Consider the following 24190-nt stretch of genomic DNA (forward strand, 5'->3'; position numbering starts at 1 on the left):
GAGTACATAATGCGCGTAGCGAAAATCGGGGTGATCGCCCTTTTCCTGCTGATGGCTATTGGCGGTATCGGCGGCGTGATGCTGGCAGGTTACAGTTTTATTTTGCGTGCCGGGTAAGCGCGCGCGTCAGCCTTTCAAACAGGCGATCGATAATGATCGCCGCCAGCGCCACCAGCAGCGCCCCCTGGATAACATAGGCCGTATTAAAGCCGCTAAGCCCGATAATGATCGGCGTGCCTAACGTACTGGCCCCCACCGTTGAAGCGATGGTCGCCGTACCAATATTAATAATCACCGAGGTTCGGATGCCCGCCAGAATCACCGGCGCGGCCAGCGGCAGCTCAACCTGATACAACTGTTGGCGACGGCTCATTCCCATACCGCTGGCAACGCTCATCACGCTGGCAGGCACCGCGCCCAGCCCGGCCAGGGTCGCCTGCAGGATGGGCAACACCCCATACAGGATCAAGGCGATAATGGCCGGTTGCTGACCAAAACCCATGACGGGTACCGCGATCGCCAGTACCGCGACCGGCGGAAAGGTCTGCCCGACGGCGGCGATAGTCTCCACCAGGGGACGAAACTCCTTCCCACTTTCTCGCGTGACCGCAATCCCTGCGCCGACGCCCACCACGACGGCAAACAAACTTGAGATGCCCACCAACCAGAAATGGGCGAGCGCGAGGGCGGCAAAACTCTCCTGTTGGTAGACCGGGCGCGGTAAATCGGGAAACAGCGCGGCGAAGAACGGCTGGCTATAAGGCAATCCAAACAGCAGAAGCAAGAACAGAACAATAAGCCAGAGAAGCGGATCACACAGTCGTTTCACGGGGGGACGTCTCCGAAAGCAGATCGCGGAAATGGAGCGTACCGCAGGGCTCGCCCTGCTGATTCGCCACCGGCAGGACGTCGCACCGGCGGGCGACAAACATCGATAGCGCATCGCGTAACGTCATCTCTTCCACCAGCGCGTCGCCGCTGAGCTGTTCATGCCGACGTACATAATCGCCTACGCTACGTAACGAAAGCAGCCTTACGCCCAGCTCGCTGCGGCCAAAAAACGCCTGCACGAAATCATTTTCCGGCGAGGTCAGCATAGAAAGCGGCGATCCCTGTTGGATAACGTGGCCCCCGTCCATCAGCACCAGATGGTCGGCGAGGCGTAGCGCCTCATCGATGTCGTGCGTCACCAGTACGATGGTGCGCCCCAGTAGCTGATGAATGCGGGTCATCTCCTGCTGCAATGCGCCGCGCGTTACCGGATCAAGCGCGCCGAAAGGCTCGTCCATCAGCAATACCTGCGGATCGGCAGCCAGCGCCCGCGCAACGCCGACCCGCTGCTGTTGCCCGCCGGAAAGCTGATGCGGATAACGATCGCGCAGCGCGCTTTCCAGACCCAATAATGCCATCAGTTCATCAATACGATCGTTAATCCGCGCACGCGACCACTTTTGTAGTTGCGGTACGGTGGCGATATTTTGCGCCACCGTCCAGTGGGGAAAAAGGCCGATAGACTGAATGGCATAGCCCATGCGACGACGCAGTTCAAGCACCGGCAGGCTGCGGATCTCTTCCCCGGCAAAACGGATCGTTCCGCTATCATGCTCTACCAGCCGGTTAATCATCTTCAGAGTGGTCGATTTTCCCGAACCGGAGGTGCCAATTAACACCGAAAAGCTGCCTTCGCTAAAGTGCAAATTGAGGTCGCTAACAGCCTGTTGATCGCCGAAGGTTTTACTGACATGGTTAAATTCAATCATCGGTTGCTCCCTTCAAAAACGCGATCCATAAATCAAACAGCGCGTCGATCACTACCGCCAGCGCAATCACCGGAATGACGCCCAACAGGACTAAATCAATGGCGCTGCTCAATAGCCCCTGAAACACCAGCGCGCCGAAACCTCCCGCGCCAATCAGCGCGGCGACGACGGCCATTCCCACTGTCTGGAGCATTACTACCCGCAGGCTACGTAAAAAGACCGGCAGCGCCAGCGGCAGTTGCACATGCCTGAAGCGCTGGCCGCTACTCATTCCCATTGCTCTTGCGCTCTCCAGCACATCGCGCGGCACCTGATTGAGCCCGGCGACCACGCCGCGCACCAGCGGCAATAACGCATAGAGCACCAGCGCTATCAGTGCAGGCGTCATGCCGGTTCCCGCGACGCCGAATTCGGCAAGCCACGGAAACTGTTTCACCAGCCCGGCCAACGGCGCAATCAGCAGGCCAAACAGCGCGACGGAAGGGATAGTCTGGATCACATTCAGCACGGTAAACACCGGCCCCTGGCGTGAGGCGGAAAAATAACACCAGACGCCCAACGGTAGTCCGATCGCCAGCGCCGGCAGCACCGTGCCCGCCAGTAACATCAAATGTTGCACCAGCGCGGCATCGAAAACATCCTGGCGGTTGGTATACTCTTTCAGAAGCGAGAGGTTGTCGAACGTGCCTGAAAACAGCAGCACCAGCGGGACAATGACAATTTGCGCGTGCAGCAACCAGCGCCACAGCGGCCCAGTGGTAATACGGCGGATCGCATCGCTACAGGCCAGCAACATCAGACCGAGGCCCAGCCACAATCCACTTCCCAGACTGGTACGCGCCAGCGGGCTGCCCTCCTGCGCCAACTGGGTCGCCGCCCTGCCGACTCCCCACAGCATGACAATAAAAAGCGTCTGCGCCATCATCAGCGTCAGTACGCTACCGCGTTTACCGGGTACAAAGCACAGCGTAAACAGCGCGCATCCCGCGCCAGTCAGCATCCAGATGGCCGCCGGCCAGATCTCCCATAACTGGCGCCCCTCGCCGCTCACCAGACGATTCGGGGCGTAATTAATGAAAGGTAGCGCGACAGCAAGCAGGGTCAGAACAACCAACAGCAACAGCACACGATTAACCGTAATTTTTTTGGCAGCATCACTCACAGATTACTTCACCCACCCTTTTTGTCGGAGGTAATCTGCGGCGACTTTTTTCGCATCCAGCCCTTCTACGGCGATTCTGGCATTCAACTGTTGCAGCGTTTTCTCATCAAGGCTGGCGAAAACGGGCTGCAGCCAGTCGGCTATCTGCGGATAGGCCTGTAACACCGATTCACGTACTACCGGCGCGGGGGCATAGATAGGCTGGACGCCTTTCGGATCGCTCAGGGTTTGCAGACCCAGCGCGGCGACCGGGCCGTCGGTGCCATACGCCATCGCGGCGTTAACGCCGGATGTTTGTTGCGCGGCGGCTTTGATCGTGACCGCCGTATCGCCGCCCGCCAGCGACAAGAGCTGGTTCTGATTCAAGGTAAAATCATAGGCTTTTTCAAATGCCGGCAGCGCATCCGCCCGTTCGATAAATTCCGCAGACGCCGCCAGTTTAAAAGTGCCGCCCTCTTTCAGATAACGGCTGAGATCGGCAAGCGAGGAGAGTTTATTTTTTTCCGCGATGTCCTGGCGTACCGCGATGGTCCAGGTGTTATTTGCCGGCGCAGGCGTCAACCAGACCAGCTTATTCTGCTCCGCATCCAGTTTTTTGACTTTCTCAAAGCCTTGCTTTGCATTCTTCCATGCCGGATCGTTTTCATCTTTAAAAAAGAACGCCCCGTTACCGGTGTATTCCGGATAGATATCCAGCTCTCCGGCGGTAATCGCGCCACGAACGACTGGCGTGGTCCCGAGCTGAATTTTATTGACCGTTTTAACGCCGTGGCTTTCCAGTACCTGCAAAATCATGTTGCCGAGCAGCGCGCCTTCGGTATCAATCTTTGACCCGACCGTCACGGGCGATGCCGCCTGTAGAGGTAAACTCACCGTCGCCAGCAACGCCAGCGAACTTACCCATAGCTTTGAGATCGTCATGATGCTTTCCTCATCCTTTTACGGCCTTTTTCAGAGACTTGAGAAAAAAGCATAGTTGAAAAGTCTGCGTTTAACCTGGGATTTTCCGCCAGTGTAAGTGACGTGACAGGCAATAAAAGGGGGGACAGGAAAAGTCATTGCCAGACAGGGCGCATCTATCGCGCCCTGTTGACGGCAGGCTTACAGTAGCTCGAACGATCCTTGTTTAACGCGAGCGGAATCCACGCCGATAAAGACGTTGAACTTGCCGGGTTCCGCGTCATATTTCATCTGCTGATTCCAGAACTTCAACGCCTCGATATCAATCGGGAAACTCACGGTTTTACGTTCGCCGGGCTTGAGGGTGATTTTTTCAAAACCTTTTAATTGCTTCACCGGGCGGCTCATTGATGCCGTGACATCCTGTAAGTACATCTGGATGACCGTTGCCCCTTCGCGTTTACCGGTGTTCGTGACCTCTACGCTGGCCGTGACTTTGCCGTCGCGTTGCATTGTCGGTGAGGAGAGCGTGACGTCAGACACCGTAAATGTGGTGTAGCTCAGACCGTAACCAAACGGATAGAGCGGGCCATTCGCTTCGTCAAAATAGCGTGAGGTGTATTTGTTTGGCTTTTCAGGATTATACGGGCGTCCCGTATTGAGATGGCTGTAATAGACCGGAATTTGTCCCACCGAACGCGGGAAAGATATCGGAAGTTTGCCTGACGGGTTGTAATCGCCAAACAGCACATCGGCAATGGCGTTGCCGCCTTCCGTCCCGGCAAACCAGGTCTCCAGAATCGCATCGGCCTGTTGATCTTCTTTTACCAGCGCCAGCGGTCTGCCGTTCATTAATACCAGTACGAGCGGCTTACCGGTGGCTTTCAGTGCGGTGATTAAGTCGCGCTGACTCTGCGGAATGGTGATATTGGTACGGCTGGAGGCTTCATGCGCCATCCCCTGCGACTCGCCTACCACTGCGACCACCACATCGGCCTGTTTCGCCGCCTGCACCGCCTCATCAATCATCGCCTGCGGTGAGCGCGGATCGATTTTCACCGCCTCTTCATACAGGTTTAAGAAATCGACGATGCCTTTATCGTTAGTGATATTCGCCCCTTTGGCATAGAGGATCTTCGCCCCGTCGCCGACGGCATTTTGAATACCCGCCAGCACCGTCACCGACTGATTCGCGACCCCAGCAGCAGACCAGCTTCCCATTACATCACGTTGACTGTCGGCCAGCGGCCCAACAACGGCAATGGTGCCCGATTTTTTCAGCGGCAGCGTTTCCAGTCGGTTTTTCAGCAGTACCACACTTTCCCGCGCCACTTCCCGCGCCTCTTTACGATGCAGGCGGCTTTCGGCATTGGTGTCCGTCGGGTCGCTCTCTTTCGGCCCCAGATGGCTATAGGGGTCGTTAAACAATCCCATGTCATATTTTACGTTGAGCACATGGCGCGTCGCGTCGTCCAGTTCCGCCATCGTCACTTTGCCCGACTTAATCAGGCCCGGCAGATATTTGCTGTAATACTCATCCGCCATGCTCATATCCACCCCTGCCTTTAGCGCCACGCGCACCGCATCTTCCGGGTCGGCCGCCGTGCCGTGTTTAATCAGTTCTTTAATAGCGCCGTGGTCGGAAACGGTAATTCCCTTAAAGCCCCACTCATCGCGCAGGACATCTTTCAATAGCCAGGAATCTGACGTCGCAGGCGTGCCGTTCAGCGAGTTCAGCGCCACCATCACCGCGCCGCTCCCCGCATCCAGCCCCGCTTTGTACGGCGGCATGTAGTCATTAAACAGACGCTGGGAACTCATATCCACGGTGTTGTATTCTTTACCGCCTTCAACGGCGCCATAGGCGGCAAAATGTTTCACGCTGGTCATCACCGAGTAGCGATCCGCCGGACTTTTGCCCTGCATCGCTTTCACCATGGTTTCGCCCATGATGGAGGTTAAATATGTATCTTCGCCAAAGCCTTCGGAGGCGCGCCCCCAACGCGGATCGCGGGAGACATCCACCATCGGTGCCCAGGTCATATTCAGACCGTCGTCCGCCGCTTCATACGCCGATACGCGTCCTACGGTTCTTACCGCATCCAGATTAAAAGAAGAAGCCAGACCGAGGCTTATCGGGAAGACGGTTCGCTGGCCGTGTACCACGTCATAGGCAAAAAAGAGAGGAATTTTCAGGCGGCTCAACGCCATCACCTGATCCTGCATTTGACGAATATCCTGGCGGGTGACGGTATTGAAAATCGCCCCTACCTGCCCGTCTTTGATCATCTCGCGAATCGCTTCTTTCGGGTTATCAGGGCCGACGCTAATCAGACGTAACTGACCAATTTTTTCATCGACAGTCATTTTCTTGAGTAAATCCGTGACGAACGCGTCGCGCGCTTCGGGCGTCAGCGGGTGATTGCCAAACAGGTTTTCCGCCAATGCTGGCTGCATCGCCAGACTCACAGCAACACCTACTGAACATAACCATTTCATGTTGAGTCTCTCTTTATCTTTATCCCGACGAGGCGGTAAAAACAGAATAAAAACCGCAGTTTGCCATAAGCCTAAACGCGAGAGGAGAAGAAAGCGAAGGTTATTCTCCTAATTTTCCGCACAGTCGAATACGCAACCGCCAGCAAATGGTATCAAGGCGGCAAATGAATACTACCAACACAGAGACAATTTGAATGAGAAAGCGTATTGTCATACAAAGCGCTATGCTTAACGCTGATATTTTGTCCCACCACAAGGAGTGGAGAATGTCTTCCATAACAATGACTGATAATAAAACGTTCCTGAATGAGCTGGCCCGCCTGGTAGGCCATTCTCACCTGCTGACAGACCCCGCCAAAACCGCCCGCTATCGCAAGGGTTTCCGTTCCGGTCAGGGCGACGCGCTGGCCGTTGTTTTCCCGGGTTCGTTACTGGAACTGTGGCGTGTGCTCAACGCCTGCGTTAACGCTGACAAAATTATTCTGATGCAGGCCGCCAACACCGGTCTGACGGAAGGCTCCACGCCGAACGGCAACGACTACGATCGCGATATTGTGATTATCAGCACCCAGCGGCTGGATAAGCTGCACTTACTGGATAACGGCCAACAGGTTCTGGCCTGGCCCGGTACGACGCTCTATGCGCTGGAAAAAGCGCTTAAACCGCTGGGCCGTGAACCGCACTCGGTGATTGGTTCGTCGTGTATCGGCGCGTCGGTCATCGGCGGCATCTGTAATAACTCCGGCGGCTCGCTGGTGCAGCGCGGCCCGGCCTATACCGAGATGTCGCTCTTTGCCCGTATTGACGAGCAAGGCAAACTGCAACTGGTCAATCATCTGGGTATCGATCTTGGGCATACGCCGGAGCAGATCCTGAGCAAGCTGGATGACGAACGGATTAAAGATGAGGATGTGCGTCACGATGGTCGTCATGCGCACGATCACGACTACGTGACGCGGGTACGAGATATCAACGCCGATACGCCCGCCCGCTATAACGCCGACCCGGACCGTTTGTTTGAATCTTCCGGCTGCGCCGGAAAACTGGCGGTTTTTGCCGTTCGCCTTGATACCTTTGCAGCGGAAAAAAATCAGCAGGTTTTTTATATCGGCACCAATCAGCCCGCGGTACTGACTGAAATCCGTCGGCATATTCTGGCGAACTTCGACAATCTGCCAGTGGCGGGAGAATATATGCATCGCGATATCTACGATATTGCGGAGCAGTACGGTAAAGATACCTTTCTGATGATCGATAAACTCGGCACCGACAAGATGCCATTCTTTTTCACGCTAAAAGGCCGAACCGATGCGATGCTGGAAAAAGTAAAATTTTTCCGACCGCATTTCACCGACCGCGCGATGCAGAAATTCGGCCATCTGTTTCCCAGCCATCTGCCGCCGCGAATGAAAAACTGGCGCGATAAATATGAGCATCATCTGCTGTTAAAAATGGCGGGAGACGGCGTCGCAGAAGCGCAACGCTGGCTGAATGAATTTTTTAAATCCGCTGAGGGCGGTTTCTTCACCTGTACGCCGGAAGAAGGCAGCAAAGCCTTCCTGCACCGCTTCGCCGCTGCTGGCGCGGCGATTCGTTATCAGGCCGTACACGCTGATGAAGTGGAAGATATCCTGGCGCTGGATATCGCTCTGCGCCGCAACGATACCGACTGGTTCGAGCATCTGCCGCCGGAAATCGACAGCCAACTGGTACATAAACTCTATTACGGTCACTTTATGTGCCACGTTTTTCATCAGGACTATATCGTGAAGAAAGGCGTCGACGTCCATGCGCTGAAAGCGCAAATGCTGGAGCTGTTGCAGGCGCGCGGGGCACAATACCCGGCGGAGCACAACGTGGGACATCTGTATAAAGCGCCGGAAACGCTGACGCGTTTTTATCGGCAAAATGACCCGACCAACAGTATGAACCCCGGTATCGGCAAAACGAGTAAGCGGAAATTCTGGCAGGAAAATACGCCCGACGAAGCGCATTAACACCGTGCGGTTTACCGTGAATGCCCGGCGGCGCGATGCCTGCCGGGCCTACGGCGATTTAATCGTTCTGTGCGGTTTGCGCCCCGGCACTGGCGCTGGCTGCCGCCATTTGCGCGGCTTTTTGCTTTTTATAGCTCAGCGCGGCAGCCGGAACGGGCATGACTTTACCGGTTTCAATCCATGTACGCAGGCGACTGGCGTCCGCAAAGTGGGTATATTTGCCGAACGCGTCCATGACCACCAGCGCGACCGGTTTGTTATTGATCACGGTACGCATCACCAGGCAATGCCCCGCCGCATTGGTAAAGCCGGTTTTCGTTAACTGGATATTCCAGTTATCACGGTAGACCAAATGGTTGGTATTGCGAAACGGCAGCGTATACGCCGGATGCGAGAATGTCGCCATGTCTTCGCGCGTGGTGCTTAGCTGGCCAATCAGCGGGTATTGCTTCGTGGCAATCAGCAGTTTTGTTAAATCCCGCGCGGTCGAGACGTTATGAATCGACAGCCCCGTCGGCTCAACGAAGCGGGTATGCGTCATGCCCAGCGCTTTCGCCTTCGCATTCATCGCTTTAATAAACGCGTTATAACCGCCAGGATAATAGTGTGCCAGGCTTGCCGCCGCACGGTTTTCGGATGACATCAACGCCAGCAGCAACATATTTTTGCGACTAATTTCGCTGTTCAGGCGCACGCGGGAGTAAACCCCTTTCATTTCCGGCGTCTGGCTGATATCGACCTTCAGTATTTCATCCAGCGGCAATCGCGCGTCGAGCACGACCATCGCCGTCATTAATTTGGTTATTGAGGCAATCGGACGCACCAGATCCGGGTGGTTCGAATAGATCACTTTATTGGTGTTGAGATCAACAATCATTGCGCTACCGGAGGCAATCTCAGGTTGAGACGCCGCGGTTGTCGCTGCCGTTTTCGCCACGGCCTGCGAGGCAAAAGGTACGGCCAACATCAGAGCAAGGCTCAGGAATGAAGCTCGGAATTTCAGCATGATGAGATTTCTGATAATGATTCACGCGCGTCGTAACGCACACCGCCTGAGCTAAGATTATACTCAAGCTAGCAGTGGCATCATAGCGGCACGCCAGCGTTGCCGCTACAGAAGAATCGTCAGCAAATGCTGCATTGCTGGCTTTTGCGCCAGCCCTTTTTCGCATCAGAACAGGCGGTAGCCGTATCCCCACAGGATCACGGTGATCGCCAGTAGCACCTCCAGGACCAGCACGCCGATAGCGAGCGTCGAACTGGAGAAGCTTAATCCTTCCTCTCTATTAATGTTAAGGAAAGTCGGAATACCCAAATACAGCAAATAGCCGGTGTAAAAGAGCGCGACAGCGCCGACCAAAGCGCATAGCCATACCAGGGGATAGAGCGCCACCAGACCACTTAAAAACAGCGGCGTCGCGACATAGCCGGCAAAAACCATACAGCGCGCAAGCGATGGCCGTTGCGGATAGTTTCGCGCCATCCACCAGATGACGCGTCCCATCACCGCGACGCCCGCCAGCATCACGCCGTAGAACAAGACCGCCAGCGCAAAAGCGGTAAACAGCGAGAGTTGTAACACGTTGCCGTCGCCAAAATTCCAGCCGATTTGCGTCGTGCCGATAAAGGCGCAGACGACGGGAATCGCCGCCATCAGCAAAACATGGTGCGTATAGTGATGCGAAACGGTTTCGTTTTCGCTTTTGATCACCTGCATTTCCCGATCGGGATGGGAAAAAAGCCCCCATACATGGTTCATACTACCCCCTTCTGCTGCCTCAGATGCCAGTATGTTCAAGTATAATTCAGTTTCTGGTTATTTTATGAGCAATGGCAAAATAGTCTTCGGCAAAACGTCGGCTTTGCCGCGCACGCCTCTTGCCAGGGTGTATGCTTAATGCCGGAGGTGGTTTACGCATGGATATCAACACGCTTATTACGCATTATGGCTATGCGGCGCTGGTTATCGGCAGTATGGCCGAAGGTGAAACCGTTACCCTGTTGGGGGGCGTCGCGGCGCATCAGGGATTACTCAAGTTTCCGCTGGTGGCGGCGGCCGTCGCGCTGGGAGGGATGATGGGCGATCAGCTACTTTACCTGTTAGGACGATGCTATGGCGGGAAGATCCTGCGTCGTTTCCCGCGTTATCATACGAAGATTCGTCGCGCGCAGAAAATGATCCAACGCCATCCGTATCTGTTTGTGATCGGCACGCGTTTTATGTACGGCTTCCGGGTGGTTGGCCCGTTGCTGATTGGCGCCAGCCGCCTGCCGCCTAAAATTTTTCTGCCGCTGAATATTGTAGGCGCGCTGATCTGGGCGCTGCTGTTTACCACGCTGGGATATCTTGGCGGCGAGGTGATCGCGCCATGGCTGCACGACCTCGATCAGCATCTCAGGCACGGGGTCTGGCTGATTCTGGCCATCGTCCTGGTGGTGGGCGTGCGCTGGTGGCTGAAAAGCCGCGGCAAAGCGGAGGCCCGTTAAACCCGATGGTATCCGGATGGCATAACGCCGCCATCCGGCACCCGGCGTTTATTTTGCGTTGAATTGCGGATTCGCCAGCATAAACCCGCCGTCGACAATCAGCGACTGACCGGTGGTATAGCTTGCGCCTTCCGAACACAGCCAGGCGACGAGGCTGGCTATTTCATGCGTAGAACCCGGTCGGGCGATAGGGATCGAGGGTTCCGATCCCGGCTCAATGTCGCTGTCATCCATATCATTCATCGGCGTGGCGATAGCGCCTGGCGCGACGGCGTTGACCAAAATATGATGTTCAATCAGTTCCAGCGCCATGGATTTAGTCAATCCCCCCAGCGCATGTTTCGCCGCGGTATAGGCGCTGGCTTGCGGAAGCGGCGTATGCTCATGGACGGAGGTGATGTTGATAATACGCCCTCCCTCTCCTTGTTTAATCATATGCCGGGCGGCGATCTGCGCGCAGAGAAATGCGCCATCGACATCCACGGTAAAAATTTGCCGCCACTGCGTAAACGGCATATCAATAAACGCGGATTTGGTCATCGCCCCGGCATTATTGACCAGCACGTCAACGCGCCCCAGGCGCTGAATAAGATGTTCAATGGCCTGCGCGCCCTCGGGTAACTGGCTCAGGTCAAGATGAATGGTCTCTGCCCGCACACCAAACTGCGCCGCTTTTTTCGCCGTCTCCTGCGCGCCGCGTTCATCGGAATGCCAGGTGATACCAATATCAAAACCGTTTTGTGCTAATAACAACGCACACGCTTTGCCAATTCCCGAATCTGATGCCGTTACAATTGCGACTTTGGTCATATTCCTCTCCGGATGATTCATACACAGCCTAAGTATAGGAACCCTGTCTGAATCATCCGGAAAAATCAGGAATGATAACCGCCGCCCAGCGCGCTGGTAAGCTGAATGGAGGCATCCAGCCACTGGCCCTGCAACAGCAAGCCGTTACACTGCTCGCGCAGTGCCGGGATTTTGGCCTCGCTCACGCGGGAACCCGCAATAATGCCGGCATTAAAGCGCGCTTGCGCCAGACCGACCACACGCTGCGCGTCATGCTCAATCTGCTGCTGATGCTGGTTTTTCTGCGCCAGCGTCTCTACCTGACTGGCGGCGCGCGCCACATCATTAACCGCATCTACCACCGCTTTGTTGTAGTTGGCGATAGAAAGGTTGCTTTGCGCTTTGGCGATATCGAGGTTGGCATTCAGCCTGCCGCTGTCGAAAATCGGCAGCGTCAGCCCGCCGGTAATGCCATATTGCTGTGCGGAATGGCGGAACAGATCGCTCAGATGTAACGCATCCTGCTGTAAAAAAGCCATCAGATTGATATCGGGATAAAACGCGGCCTTCGCGGCGTCAATGCTGCTCAACGAGGATTCAATGTACCAGTGCGCGGCCTGTAGATCCGCCCGGCGCGCCAGCAACGAATACCCCAGTTGCGACGGTAACTGGCTTTCAACGGCGGGGAGACTCACCTGACGCAGCTTGAGCGCCGCCGATTGCGTATTGGTTAACGCGCTGAGCCGCGCTTCAATAACCTTCATTTTACCGTTAACGTCATTCAGCTGCTGCTGGGTTTTGCTGGCGTCGATATCGGTCTCGACCCCTTCAACAGAAGAAGTAATGCCGTGTTGATACAGCTCCCGGTTTACCGTCACCACGTTTTGCTGCTCATGCTCGATTTGCATCAGCACATTTTTCAGCGCCGCCTGCGTCTGCCACTCCCAGTAGAGTCGCGCCACGCCGCTTGCCAGCAATTGTCGGGTCTGCTCCTGCTCCGCTTCGCGCGCTTTGACCGCCCCGATCCGCGCGGTAACTTCAGCGCGGTTTTTCCCCCATAAATCCAGATCCCAGCCCGCCGTCAGGCCGAATGTACCGTTGGTATACCACGGCCCGGTCGTTCCCGCCGCGGGGTCGGTAATCGCGAATGGCCCCATCAGCCCTTCCGCGGACATTCGCTGGCGCTCAATGTCGGCAGAAAAGTCGAGCTGCGGGCCGTCCTGCGCCTCAACCGCTTTCGCCTGCGCTTCCGCCAGTTGAATACGCTGTTCAGCCACCTGCATATCCGGCGAATGCTGTATGGCATTATCAATCAGCGCGTCAAGCTGCGCATCGTGATACGCCTTCCACCACTGGCTATCCGGCCAACCGTTTTTCAATGCCGCCGGCAGGCTGGAATCAACATGAGAAGAGGGCGTCTGCTGGGTCAGCGACTGGCGGGTATCGTGCATAGGGGCGCAGCCCGCCAGCAAAATAAAAAGCGGTAAGCTCGCTGTCGCGGCAAGGAAAGAATTACGATTCATGGAGGTGTTCTGATAAAAAAAGGTGCGCAGAGAGTACGTCTTACGACGATCTATTTTTTAGTTACGCGTGGCAATACATCATCAGACAACAAAAGACATATTTTGAAATTTATATGATTAGCAAATAATTTCATCTGATACATTTTTTGATGTAATGATTCAATGTAAAGTCCCATTAACCCGTTAATAAATGAACGATTTTGCTGCAATACGCGCCAGCAGCCTTCATGAGTTAAACGTCGCCGCGCCCAACAAAGCAGCAGATGGCTTAATACTTTCCTATACTTTGTTTGTATTTACCAATAAAGGGACAAACAATGAAAATTCTTCTATGGGCAATCTTAATTATTTTTCTGATTGGGCTGTTGGTGGTAACGGGCGTGTTTAAGATGATTTTCTGATTCCTGCGCCGGGCAGCGATAGTATCTGTCCGGCACACGTTCTGGACGCTGTAGAGATTAGATTTTAATAGCCTGAATCGCCCGCGCAATCTCGGACGAACGGTTTAACGCCCGAATCGACTGAAAGAGTTCCGTCGCCTCAATATATTCCTTACGTAAATATCCCAACCACTGTTTAATACGCGCGACATGGTATAAACCGGTATCGCCCTGCTTTTCCAGTCGGGTATATTTTTGTAATAATGCAACCACTTCCGGCCACGGCATACGCGGCTCGTTATACTTCACCACCCGGCTCAGGTTAGGAATATTTAACGCCCCACGGCCAATCATCACCGCATCGCAGCCGCTGGCCGCCATACATGCCTGCGCGCTCTGCCAGTCCCAGATTTCGCCATTCGCGATAACCGGAATAGTCAGACGCTGGCGTATTTCGCCGATCGCCTGCCAGTCGATATGCTCGGCGCGGTAGCCCTGCGCTTTGGTACGGCCATGCACCACCAGTTCACTGGCGCCGGCCTGCTGCACCGCATCAGCGATTTCAAATTTTCTATCGCCGCTATCCCAGCCGAGACGCACTTTTACCGTCACCGGCAGATGCGACGGTACCGCGGCCCGCATCGCTTTCGCGCCCTGATAGATGAGTTCGGGATCTTTGAGCAATGTCGCGCCGCCGCCGCTGCCGTTCACCACTTTTGACGGACAGCCGCAGTTCAGGTCCACGCCATACGATCCCAACGCCGTCGCCCGCGCGGCGTTTTCCGCCAGCCACTGCGGATGCTGGCCCAGAAGCTGAATACGCACCGGCGTGCCGGACGGCGTGCGGCTGGCATGATGCAACTCCGGGCAGATGCGATGAAACACTTTTACCGGCAGCAGCTGATCCACCACGCGCACAAATTCGGTGATGCAGAGATCGTAATCATTCACTTCGGTCAGCAGCTCGCGCACTAACGCGTCGAGCACGCCTTCCATCGGCGCCAGTAAAACACGCATATCGGTATCCACAGCAAAAAAAGAGGCGCTATCATAACGCCTCTCTGCGATGAGCAAAACTTTTTGCCGGGTGGCGGCGCAAACGCCACGCTACGTCACGTAAAGCGCTCAACGCGGCTCAAGACAGTTATCTTCTTTCCAGCCGTACAGCCATTCGATACCGCGATAAAACGCCTCCTGCGATTTTCCTTTCCACAACAGATTACGTACCTGACGCTCCACCCCGGCGGCGTGATAGAGACGCCCCATCTCGCGGGTAGACCAGACGATACGCGCCGTGCGGGGAATACGCACCGACTCATACAGCGCAAATGCCTGCTGCGCGTCGCCGTCGCAGCGTTCCAGCGCTTTGCCCAGCGTGACGGCGTCTTCCAGCGCCATACAGGCCCCCTGGGCCATATATTGCGCCACCGGATGCGCGGCGTCGCCCACCAGAGTGATACGCTCGGTTCCCCATTTCGCGACCGGCTCGCGATCGGCGGTCGACCAGCGGCGCCAGGAGGTCGGCTTATCCAGCATCTGGCGCGGGCGGGGATGAATACCGGCAAAATAAGAGAGCACCTCTTCTTTACTGCCGTCTTTCACGCCCCACTCTTCTTGCTGGCGGCTGTGGAATGTCACCACCAGATTGTACTGTTGGCCTCCGCGCAGCGGATAATGGACCAGGTGACAATGCGGGCCTGCCCACAGCACCGGTGCGTTAATACGTAAATCGTCCGGCATATCGTCGCAATCAATCACCGCCCGATAAACTACATGCCCCGTTACGCGCGGCGCATCGCCGAGTAAACTTTGCCGCACGACCGATTTAACGCCGTCGCAGCCCACGAGAATATCCGCCGTCCAGCTATTTCCCTGCTCATCAAACACCGTAACGTCATCCGGCGTCTGGCGGATATCGACAATATGGGTCGAGGTACGATACTCCACGCCAGGGTGCGTCAGCACCGCTTCCCATACCGTTGCATGAATATCTACCCGGTGAATTACCGCATACGGCCCGCCAAAATGGTCGCGGAACGCCTGTCCGGTTTCAATGCATACCACTTCTTCGGCATTCACGGCATCCATCATGGTAATGTGATCGGTAAACACCGCACGCTGGCGGGCAACATCGCCCACACCGAGACTATCCAGCGCCGAAAAAGCGTTCGGCCCAAGCTGAATACCCGCGCCAATCTCGCCAATTTCGTGCGCTTTTTCCAACAGCATGACTTTTATTCCCTGGCGCGCCAGCGACAGCGCGGTCGCCGCGCCGCCGATTCCGCCACCTACAATAATTGCGCTTGTCACGTGAGTCATGGTCATTCTCCTTTTCAGGCCGGGATTTTATCTTGTTGATTTTCCGGCGCGGCGGCAATAAACGCCGGTAGCTGTACGCAGGCGTCATAAACGGCTTTACAGCGCGGATAGCCTGATAAATCGCAGCCCATCCTGAGCGCATTCGCCCACTGCGGAATCAGGCAGCAGTCCGCAAGGCCTGGCGCGTCGCCCACGCAGAATCGTCCGGACTGACTTTTACGCAATAGCTGCTCTACCGCGCTTAACCCTTGCTGTATCCAGTGGGCGTACCAGCGTTTTTTATCCTCTTCGCTAACCTTCAGCTCATCGGTCAGGTAGCGCAACACGCGCATGTTATTGATTGGGTGTATATCGCAGGCGATAGCGTAGACAATTTCCAGCGCCTGGCTGCGCGCCGGGTCGCTCGTCGGCAGCAGCGGCGTTTGCGGAAAATGTCGGTCCAGCCAGTCGACGATGGCCAGTGATTGCCCCAACGATTCGCCATCATCAGTGACCAGCGTCGGCACCAGGCCTACCGGATTCATCCGTCGGTAGGCCAGCGCATTCTGCTGGCCGATACGAATATTGACGCCCACCGTCTGGTAATCAATCCCCTTTAACGCCAGCGCAATACGTACACGATAAGACGCCGAACTATTAAAGAAACTGTACAGCTTCATCGTTCACCTCAGACAATTTTCACAGCAATCGGCGTCAGACCTTCTACGTTCCCGGTGATGACATCCCCTTTCACCACTGCGCCCACCCCCTCTGGCGTACCGGTGAAAATCAAATCGCCTGGCTGCAATTCAAAGAAGCCGGACAAATAGCTGATGGTTTCATTCACCGACCAAATCAGATGACGAATATCGCTGCGCTGATGGTCTTCGCCGTTAACCTGTAGCCAAATAGGGGCGTTATCCACATTATGCGTTTCAGCGGCTTTGTGTAATGGCGCAATGGGCGCGGAGAGATCGAACGCTTTGCCAATTTCCCACGGGCGTCCCATCTGACGCATTTCCATCTGACGATCGCGACGCGTCATGTCCAGACCGGTGGCGTATCCCCAGACATATTCATGGGCTTTTTCCAGCGGGATATCGCTCCCCTTTTTACCAATCGCCACCACCAGCTCAATTTCATAATGGTAGTTATCGGTCTGCGCCGGATACGGCAGTTCCAGGGTATCCCCCGCCGCTACCGGGACGACAGCGTCCGCTGGTTTACAAAAGAAGAACGGCGGTTCGCGATCGGGATCAAAGCCCATTTCACGGGCATGGGCGGCATAGTTGCGACCCACGCAGTAAACGCGACGTACCGGAAACTGCTCATCACTACCCGCCACTGGTACTGTCACCGGGGCCTGCGGCTGGAATACATATTTGGTCATGTTCTCTCTCCCTAATTAATAACGTGCTTCGCGGAACAGCCCCAGGGCTTCCTGAACCGGCTTGTCCGAAAAGCTGAATAACACCGTGTCTTCACTGCTGCGAAACGACACCTCATGCCAGGTCGGCGCCACAAAAATGTCTTTTGCGGAAAAATGAAAAGTTTCGTTGCCGATAGTGACCTGCCCTGCCCCTTCAACGACGTGGTAGATAGTGCTGTCGGTGCTCCGCGCCACACGCGAGGCAAAGCCTTTTGGCAGCAGTTGCAGGAACGCGCCCATTGACGGCATCGGATAACCGCCGGTGACGGGATTAACGTAACGCAGCTTGTAACCTTCCCACTCATCCGGATCGCCCATACGGGTCAGATCGTGCAGCGCCTCGCGACTGCGGTCGTAACGGTAGTTGAAAATCGGCGACGAATTCCCGCGCTGGTGGCGCAGCGGCAGCATATTCGCTGCATAGCGCGGCAGATAATCGCCCTCTTTTCGCGTTACCGGCTGCTGATCTTCGGGATAGTCTTCCGCAAACCCACAGCCCAGGAGGTTGACTAACGGCAGATCCAGACCATCCAGCCATACCACCGGCTCTGACCCCGGATTACCATGATCGTGCCAGCGCCACTGCGGCGTCAGGATAAAATCGCCGGTATGCATTGGCGTGCGCTCGCCGTCCACCGCGGTAAATGCGCCTTTACCTTCGACGATAAAACGCAGCGCCGACTGGTTATGGCGATGACTCGGCGCGACTTCGCCGGGCAGGATCAGCTGTAAACCAGCATATAAGGTCGCCGTGATCGACGACTGACCGCGCAATGCCGGATTTTCCAGCACCAGCACCCGGCGGATCGCCTCTTTCGCGCCAATGACATTGCCGCTTTCCATCAGTAGCGGACGAATTTCCTGATAATTCCAGTAGGCCGGCGCGCAGTTGGCGTTTGGCGTCTGCGGTACCAGGTGATGTAACGATTCCCACAGCGGCGTCAGATTCTGCCCGGAAATATGCTGGTAATACTGCTGACGGCTATCTTTTACGTTCTGATTTATTTCAGACATGGAGATTCTCCTTATTCGTTTACGACGCTGGCACGCGGCAGGTCGTCAGGTACAGAAATCGAAAGGCGGACAACCACCGTCAGCAGGGTAAGCATTACCGCGCTGATAGCCGCCGGAATAGCAATGACAAAAAACAACGTATCGAAAGAGAAATTGAGGGCCATCATCATGCCGCCGGAGAGCGAACCGACAATCGCCCCGCAGCGTCCAATGGCGTTCGACCAGCTCACGCCCGTCGCCCGGCTTTGGGTGGGGTACAGCGTCGCCGTCAGAGCATTCAGCCCTACCTGGGAACCGCTAATACCGATGCCGGTACCAAAAATCGCCAGCGCCATCAGCCAAAGGCCGTTTTCGCTCAGGCCTATCATGACAATGCAAACCGCGCCCAGCGCATAGCTCACCGCCAGTACCCGGAACGGGTTAAGCCGGTCCATCAACACGCCGAGTAACAGCGCGCCAAGCGTGCCGCCAACCTGGAATGCGGCAGTCACCCACGACGCCTGTTGCAGATCAATACCGCGATGGTTAAGTAACGTCGGCATCCAGCTGGAAAGCAGATAGATAATGAGCAGGCTCATAAAGAACACCACCCATAACATCAGGGTAATGACAAGCTGTCGCCCGGCAAAAAGCTGGCGAATACTGCCTTTGGCGACGGCTGCCGTCTCATGCAGAAAGAAGTGCGTATCGTGATAGCGCTCGCCGGTAATGGCGCTGACCGTCCGGGCGACAACGGCTTGCGGTAGTTGGCGACGTACCTGCCAGCGGGGAGATTCCGGCAGCGCGAACAACAGGCCGAAAAACAGCATCAAAGGCAAGATGCCGCCTAGCGCCAGAATTCCGTGCCAGCCAATCAGCGGCACCAGTTGCGCGCTCACAATCCCACCCATCGCCGACCCCAGGGTAAAACCGCAGAACATCAGCGTGACCAGCGCTCCGCGTCGACGAGCGGGAAGGTATTCCGACGTCATGGTGATGGTATTCGGCATCGCTCCACCCAGTCCCAGACCGGTTAAGAAGCGCAGCAACACCAGGGTTTCTATATCCGGCGAGAAAGCGGAAAGCAGGCTCAATGCGCCGAATAGCGCCACGCAAAGCTCAATGACCCGCTTGCGGCCAAAGCGATCCGCCAGCGGCCCGCATAGCAGCGCGCCGGCCGTAAGCCCCAGCAGCCCTGCGCCAAACAGCGGCGCAAGTTCGCTGGCGCTTAGCTGCCAGTGAGTACGAATATCCGGGGCGATGAAGCCAATCGCGGCGGTGTCGAAACCATCGAGCATAACCACCAGAAAACAGCAGATGATAACGCGCCACTGCATTTTGCCGACGGGCGCGGCATCAATAAGGGCTTGTAGATCACGTCGTTGAGTCATAGCTAATGCCTCAGTGCAGGGAGATAGATGTTGTTTTTATGTTTGCTATGTTACGAGTTTGTAGAGTGAGCGATAAAATGTACAATGGCTTTTCAGGCAGAGACATAACCTGGAGGTTATAGCGAATGGCGAACTGGGCGCAGAAATTGAAATTACATCACCTGCAAACGCTGGTTGCGCTGGGCGAACAGGGCAACCTGACGCACGTCGCCCGGATGATGAATATCTCCCAGCCGGCGCTATCGAAGTGGTTATCTCAACTCGAAGATGAGATAGGCATCACGCTTTTTGAGCGCCACAGTAAAGGGCTACGGCCCTCGGAAGGCGGTAAATTACTGCTCCAGCACGCCCAGCGCCTAATTAACGATCTGGAGCGTTCACAGTATGAAATCGCCCGTTTCAAGCAGGGCGGCCTGGTTGGCAGCCTGAAGATCGGCTGTTCGCCCGTGGCGACTGACTGCGTATCACAGGCGATTCTGAGCCTGCTTAACGAAATGCCGACGCTGCATCTGAATATTGAAGAGAAGGTAATGACGCCGCTGCTGCACGATTTGCTTGCCGGTCAGGTGGATGTGGTGGTAGGGCGTGTCGGCGGCCGCGCCCTGCAACTGCCGCTTAATTATCAGGTACTTTATACCGAACCGGTCTGCTTTGTGGCGCGTCCGCACCATCCGCTGGCCGCGCGAGCGCAGATCGCCTGGAGCGATCTGGCGCACTGGCGGTGGATAGTCTGGCCAACCGGCACCCCTATTCGCATCAGTATTGATAACGCCCTCGTCGATAACGGCGTCATGCTCCCGGAAAACACCATTGAATCGGCGTCAATGAACGTCAGCACCAATTTGCTGCAAAGCAGCGATATGATCTCTATTCTTTCTTTACGGCTGGCGCAACGCTATGCCAGCCAGGGGCAACTGGCGATTTTAAACTTGCCAAAAATTGAGCAAAAAGGCAGCGTAGGGATGTTCTGGCGTAAGAATGAGACGCCGTCTTTGGCCCTGAGTCGCTTTTTGTATTTTTTAGCCCAGGTTTAACGCCGCCGACCAGGGGCATTGCCCGATGTTCCTGCTGTCTATACCCACTATGCTAAGAATTCATGATGTGATCGGTAGCACGTTTTAACGTTTAATTGTATGATGAATCCATCTCATCAAGGGCTTTAAACATGAGTAAGTCACTGAATATTATCTGGCAATATATACGCGCTTTTGTATTGATTTATGCCTGTTTGTACGCAGGCATTTTTCTTGCATCACTGCTTCCTATCACTATTCCCGGCAGCATTATCGGGATGTTAATTCTGTTTGTGTTGCTGGCGCTGCAAATTCTGCCGGCAAAGTGGGTTAACCCCGGCTGTTATGTGCTGATTCGTTATATGGCGTTGCTGTTTGTGCCGATTGGCGTTGGGGTCATGCAATATTTTGACTTACTGCGCGCGCAATTCGGCCCGGTGGTGGTCTCTTGCGCTATCAGTACGCTGGTCGTTTTTGTGGTCGTAAGCTGGAGTTCACATCTGATACACGGTGAGCGTAAAGTGGTTGGGCAGAAGGGAACGAAAAAATGATGACATATATCTGGTGGTCGTTACCGCTGACGCTGGCGGTATTTTTCGCCGCCCGCAGACTGGCGGCGCATTTTAAAATGCCGTTGCTGAATCCGCTGCTGGTGGCAATGGTAGTCATTATTCCTTTTCTGTTGCTGACCGGTATTCCCTACGAGCACTACTTCAAAGGCAGCGAAGTACTTAACGATCTGCTGCAACCGGCGGTGGTGGCGCTGGCCTATCCCCTTTATGAACAGTTGCACCAGATTCGCGCGCGTTGGAAATCCATTATTAGCATCTGTTTTGTCGGCAGTCTGGTAGCGATGATTACCGGAACATCCGTTGCCTTGCTGATGGGCGCAACGCCTGAAATCGCGGCATCGGTACTGCCTAAATCCGTGACTACGCCTATCGCGATGGCGGTGGGCGGCAGCATCGGCGGCATCCCTGCGATCAGTGCGGTATGCGTAATTTTTGTCGGTATTCTGGGCGCGGTGTTTGGCCACACGCTGTTAAACGCGATGCACATCCGTACTAAAGCCGCACGCGGGCTGGCAATGGGGACCGCCTCACATGCGCTCGGTACTGCGCGCTGCGCCGAGCTGGATTACCAGGAAGGCGCGTTTAGCTCCCTGGCGCTGGTGATCTGCGGCATTATTACCTCGCTGGTAGCGCCCTTTTTGTTTCCGCTCATTCTGGCGGTAATGCGCTAACGACGGGACAAAAGACCGGGTTAAAATTTGCGATACGTCGCGCATTTTTCATTGAAGTTTCACAAGTTGCATAAGCAATGAGATTTAGATCACATATTAAGACATAGCAGGCCCGTAAACTACGGTTCCATTACATTGTTATGAGGCAACGCCATGCATCCACGTTTTCAAACTGCTTTTGCCCAGCTTGCGGATAATTTGCAATCAGCGCTGGCCCCTATCCTGGCGGACCACCATTTTCCCGCCATGCTAACCGCAGAGCAGGTCTCGACGCTTAAAAATACGGCGGGACTGGACGAAGACGCGCTGGCTTTCGCACTGTTACCTCTGGCGGCGGCCTGCGCCCGTACCGATTTGTCCCATTTTAACGTCGGCGCGATTGCGCGCGGCGTTAGCGGCAACTGGTATTTCGGCGCGAATATGGAGTTCCTGGGCGCCACCATGCAACAAACTGTGCATGCTGAACAAAGCGCGATTAGCCACGCCTGGCTACGCGGCGAAAAAGGGCTCGCCGCCGTCACCGTTAACTACACGCCTTGCGGCCACTGTCGCCAGTTTATGAACGAGCTGAACAGCGGTCTGGATCTGCGCATTCATCTGCCGGGCCGCGCGCCGCATACGTTACGCGATTATCTGCCTGACGCTTTCGGGCCAAAAGATCTGGAGATCAAAACGCTGCTGATGGACGAGCAGGATCATGGCTTTACGTTAACGGGCGATACGCTAACGCAAGCGGCGATTACGGCAGCCAATAAGAGCCATATGCCTTATAGCCACTCACCGAGCGGCGTGGCGCTGGAATGTAAAGATGGCCGTATTTTCACCGGCAGCTATGCGGAAAACGCCGCCTTTAACCCTACGCTTCCCCCACTGCAAGGCGCGCTAAACCTGCTGAGTCTCAATGGCTATGACTATGCGGATATTCAGCGCGCGATTCTGGCGGAAAAAGGCGATGCGGCATTAATTCAATGGGATGCCACCGCCGCAACGCTGAAAGCGTTAGGTTGCCATAATATTGACCGCGTGCTTCTCGGCTAAGCAAATGTGCCGGATAGCGACGCCCTGGCGTCTTATCCGGCCTGACTCTCCTCTCCCGCGACCCGATACAAGGGAAATCATGCTGAAAATCTCCGCAATCAGACGGCGGTTTCTTGCGCTACGTCTTCGGGTACAGTAGCCTGATCGTACTTTCATCCTGGTATCGAGTTTCCTGCATGTTAAAGCGCGTGTTTTACAGCCTGTTGGTCCTGGTAGGCTTGCTGCTGTTGACGGTGCTTGGCCTCGATCGGTGGATGAGCTGGAAAACAGCGCCCTATATCTATGACGAGCTACAGGATCTCCCCTACCGCCAGGTTGGCGTCGTGTTAGGGACGGCCAAATACTATCGCAAGGGTGTCATTAATCAGTACTATCGTTACCGTATTCAGGGCGCGTTAAACGCTTACAATAGCGGTAAAGTCAATTACCTGCTGCTCAGCGGCGACAATGCCCTGCAAAGCTATAACGAACCGATGACCATGCGCAAAGACCTTATCGCGGCGGGCGTCGATCCTGCGGACATTGTGCTTGATTACGCTGGCTTCCGTACGCTTGACTCCATTGTGCGTACCCGCAAAGTGTTTGATACCAACGACTTTATTATCATCACTCAGCGCTTCCACTGCGAACGCGCCTTGTTTATTGCGTTGCATATGGGCATTCAGGCGCAGTGTTACGCGGTACCTTCGCCCAAAAATATGCTGACAGTGCGCCTGCGCGAATTTGGCGCCCGCTTTAGCGCGCTGGCGGATCTCTATATTTTTAAACGCGAACCGCGTTTTTTAGGCCCGCTGGTACCTATTCCCACGCAGCATCAGGTGCCGAATGACGCCCAGGGGTATCCGGCCGTTACGCCGGAACAATTGCTTGAACTGGAAAAGAAAAAAGGGAAATGATCATGGATGTACAGACGATATTTGTCATATTAGCCTTTCTGCTACTCCCGCTTTTTTGCTTCCGTGAGGCCTGGAAAGGCTGGCGAACCGGCGCGGTAGATAAAGTTGTCAAAAATGCGCGAAAACCGGTTTATGTTTATCGCCATGCCGATCCCGTACAATATTGGTCTTATCTTTTTCTTTATACCGGTTGCGGTTTTTTATTTACTGGAATGATTATTTATCTTCTTTTTTATCGTTAATCTATTTATTACTCCTTTAAAATTGAGAATAGTTATTATTATGATATAAGGAACAAATGCTGTTTTGCATTCTGGTTTCATTTTTTTGTGAATTCTTTCACAGAATACCCTTCTTTCAATGCTTAGGCTGGCGGTAGATTTTGGATCATT

General features: G+C 55.0%; 25 protein-coding genes. 10 read left to right on the plus strand and 15 right to left on the minus strand.

Annotation, left to right across the window (positions count from 1 at the left end; translation table 11 throughout):
- Positions 1-9: 9 nt before the first annotated feature.
- Entirely contained in the window at positions 10-117 is a 108-nt protein-coding gene (locus J4645_RS09385) for a protein YohO (protein ID WP_001261696.1), read from the plus strand.
- Here J4645_RS09385 and J4645_RS09390 read toward each other — a convergent pair.
- The 5 genes from J4645_RS09390 to bglX form a co-directional block, all read right to left on the minus strand.
- Positions 98-829, minus strand: coding sequence for an ABC transporter permease (locus J4645_RS09390; protein WP_000824854.1), 732 nt, complete (start codon positions 827-829; stop codon positions 98-100). The genes J4645_RS09385 and J4645_RS09390 overlap by 20 nt on opposite strands.
- Positions 813-1760, minus strand: coding sequence for an ABC transporter ATP-binding protein (locus J4645_RS09395; RefSeq protein WP_000569166.1), 948 nt, complete (start codon positions 1758-1760; stop codon positions 813-815). The genes J4645_RS09390 and J4645_RS09395 overlap by 17 nt, the downstream gene beginning before the upstream one ends.
- Positions 1753-2922, minus strand: a complete 1170-nt coding sequence (locus tag J4645_RS09400) for an ABC transporter permease (RefSeq protein ID WP_023215243.1) — start codon at positions 2920-2922, stop codon at positions 1753-1755. The genes J4645_RS09395 and J4645_RS09400 overlap by 8 nt, the downstream gene beginning before the upstream one ends.
- 3 nt (positions 2923-2925) lie before the next feature.
- Positions 2926-3843 (minus strand): ABC transporter substrate-binding protein, encoded by a 918-nt coding sequence (locus tag J4645_RS09405; protein WP_000155876.1) that lies wholly within the window; start codon positions 3841-3843, stop codon positions 2926-2928.
- Positions 3844-4023: 180 nt separating this feature from the next.
- On the minus strand, positions 4024-6321 hold the full coding sequence (gene bglX, locus J4645_RS09410; protein ID WP_023215244.1) for a beta-glucosidase BglX: 2298 nt from the start codon (positions 6319-6321) through the stop codon (positions 4024-4026).
- Between the two features lie 266 nt (positions 6322-6587).
- Here bglX and dld point away from each other — a divergent pair, with 266 nt between their 5' ends.
- Positions 6588-8318 carry a D-lactate dehydrogenase gene (gene dld / locus J4645_RS09415; protein WP_023215245.1) on the plus strand — a complete coding sequence of 577 codons (1731 nt, stop codon included), beginning with the start codon at positions 6588-6590 and terminating at the stop codon, positions 8316-8318.
- 58 nt (positions 8319-8376) lie between these two features.
- On the opposite strand, the gene pbpG is transcribed toward dld, so the two are convergent.
- Positions 8377-9324 carry a D-alanyl-D-alanine endopeptidase gene (gene pbpG, locus J4645_RS09420; RefSeq protein ID WP_023207583.1) on the minus strand — a complete coding sequence of 316 codons (948 nt, stop codon included), beginning with the start codon at positions 9322-9324 and terminating at the stop codon, positions 8377-8379.
- Between the two features lie 165 nt (positions 9325-9489).
- A complete protein-coding gene (locus tag J4645_RS09425; RefSeq protein WP_001017057.1) occupies positions 9490-10077 on the minus strand; it encodes a Yip1 family protein in 588 nt (195 codons plus the stop codon).
- A gap of 158 nt (positions 10078-10235) precedes the next feature.
- Here J4645_RS09425 and J4645_RS09430 point away from each other — a divergent pair, with 158 nt between their 5' ends.
- Positions 10236-10805, plus strand: a complete 570-nt coding sequence (locus J4645_RS09430; RefSeq protein ID WP_023215246.1) for a DedA family protein — start codon at positions 10236-10238, stop codon at positions 10803-10805.
- Positions 10806-10853: 48 nt separating this feature from the next.
- Here J4645_RS09430 and J4645_RS09435 read toward each other — a convergent pair whose 3' ends face one another.
- Both J4645_RS09435 and mdtQ read right to left on the minus strand, forming a co-directional pair.
- Positions 10854-11615, minus strand: coding sequence for an SDR family oxidoreductase (locus J4645_RS09435; protein ID WP_000169608.1), 762 nt, complete (start codon positions 11613-11615; stop codon positions 10854-10856).
- A gap of 65 nt (positions 11616-11680) precedes the next feature.
- The gene (gene mdtQ / locus J4645_RS09440) at positions 11681-13117 is read right to left on the minus strand and encodes a multidrug resistance outer membrane protein MdtQ (RefSeq protein WP_001081457.1); all 1437 of its coding nucleotides are present in this window, start codon (positions 13115-13117) and stop codon (positions 11681-11683) included.
- A 317-nt stretch (positions 13118-13434) separates the two neighbouring features.
- Between mdtQ and yohP the strand changes: the two genes are divergently transcribed.
- Positions 13435-13518: a small membrane protein YohP gene (gene yohP / locus J4645_RS09445; protein ID WP_000698460.1), complete on the plus strand. Its 84-nt coding sequence runs from the start codon at positions 13435-13437 to the stop codon at positions 13516-13518.
- Positions 13519-13575: 57 nt separating this feature from the next.
- On the opposite strand, the gene dusC is transcribed toward yohP, so the two are convergent.
- The 6 genes from dusC to J4645_RS09475 all read right to left on the minus strand — a co-directional run bounded on the left by dusC (position 13576) and on the right by J4645_RS09475 (position 19608).
- Positions 13576-14514: a tRNA dihydrouridine(16) synthase DusC gene (dusC, locus tag J4645_RS09450; RefSeq protein ID WP_001264834.1), complete on the minus strand. Its 939-nt coding sequence runs from the start codon at positions 14512-14514 to the stop codon at positions 13576-13578.
- A gap of 108 nt (positions 14515-14622) precedes the next feature.
- Complete coding sequence (locus J4645_RS09455) at positions 14623-15816, minus strand: 3-hydroxybenzoate 6-monooxygenase (protein ID WP_000150103.1); 1194 nt, start codon at positions 15814-15816, stop codon at positions 14623-14625.
- 14 nt (positions 15817-15830) lie between these two features.
- The gene (gene maiA / locus J4645_RS09460; protein ID WP_000781183.1) at positions 15831-16475 is read right to left on the minus strand and encodes a maleylacetoacetate isomerase; all 645 of its coding nucleotides are present in this window, start codon (positions 16473-16475) and stop codon (positions 15831-15833) included.
- Positions 16476-16483: 8 nt separating this feature from the next.
- Positions 16484-17185: a fumarylacetoacetate hydrolase family protein gene (locus tag J4645_RS09465; protein WP_000170621.1), complete on the minus strand. Its 702-nt coding sequence runs from the start codon at positions 17183-17185 to the stop codon at positions 16484-16486.
- Between the two features lie 15 nt (positions 17186-17200).
- Positions 17201-18238, minus strand: a complete 1038-nt coding sequence (gene gtdA / locus J4645_RS09470; RefSeq protein WP_001289857.1) for a gentisate 1,2-dioxygenase — start codon at positions 18236-18238, stop codon at positions 17201-17203.
- An 11-nt stretch (positions 18239-18249) separates the two neighbouring features.
- Positions 18250-19608: an aromatic acid/H+ symport family MFS transporter gene (locus tag J4645_RS09475; RefSeq protein WP_000194217.1), complete on the minus strand. Its 1359-nt coding sequence runs from the start codon at positions 19606-19608 to the stop codon at positions 18250-18252.
- 125 nt (positions 19609-19733) lie between these two features.
- On the opposite strand from J4645_RS09475, the gene J4645_RS09480 reads away from it, so the two are divergent.
- From J4645_RS09480 to J4645_RS09505, 6 genes are all read left to right on the plus strand, one after another.
- A complete protein-coding gene (locus tag J4645_RS09480) occupies positions 19734-20642 on the plus strand; it encodes a LysR substrate-binding domain-containing protein (protein WP_000024658.1) in 909 nt (302 codons plus the stop codon).
- 131 nt (positions 20643-20773) lie between these two features.
- Positions 20774-21172, plus strand: a complete 399-nt coding sequence (locus tag J4645_RS09485; protein WP_000045719.1) for a CidA/LrgA family protein — start codon at positions 20774-20776, stop codon at positions 21170-21172.
- Positions 21169-21864, plus strand: coding sequence for a CidB/LrgB family autolysis modulator (locus J4645_RS09490; protein WP_000989296.1), 696 nt, complete (start codon positions 21169-21171; stop codon positions 21862-21864). Before J4645_RS09485 ends, J4645_RS09490 begins: the two co-directional genes overlap by 4 nt.
- 153 nt (positions 21865-22017) lie before the next feature.
- Positions 22018-22902 (plus strand): cytidine deaminase, encoded by an 885-nt coding sequence (gene cdd, locus J4645_RS09495; protein WP_000553526.1) that lies wholly within the window; start codon positions 22018-22020, stop codon positions 22900-22902.
- Between the two features lie 176 nt (positions 22903-23078).
- The gene (sanA, locus tag J4645_RS09500) at positions 23079-23798 is read left to right on the plus strand and encodes an outer membrane permeability protein SanA (RefSeq protein ID WP_000920081.1); all 720 of its coding nucleotides are present in this window, start codon (positions 23079-23081) and stop codon (positions 23796-23798) included.
- Positions 23795-24040, plus strand: coding sequence for a DUF2542 family protein (locus J4645_RS09505; protein WP_000605187.1), 246 nt, complete (start codon positions 23795-23797; stop codon positions 24038-24040). Before sanA ends, J4645_RS09505 begins: the two co-directional genes overlap by 4 nt.
- Positions 24041-24190: the final 150 nt, after the last annotated feature.

Origin of the sequence: Salmonella sp. 32082101201600294FB01SM01, assembly GCF_017572865.1 — a bacterium.
GTDB lineage: Bacteria > Pseudomonadota > Gammaproteobacteria > Enterobacterales > Enterobacteriaceae > Salmonella > Salmonella enterica.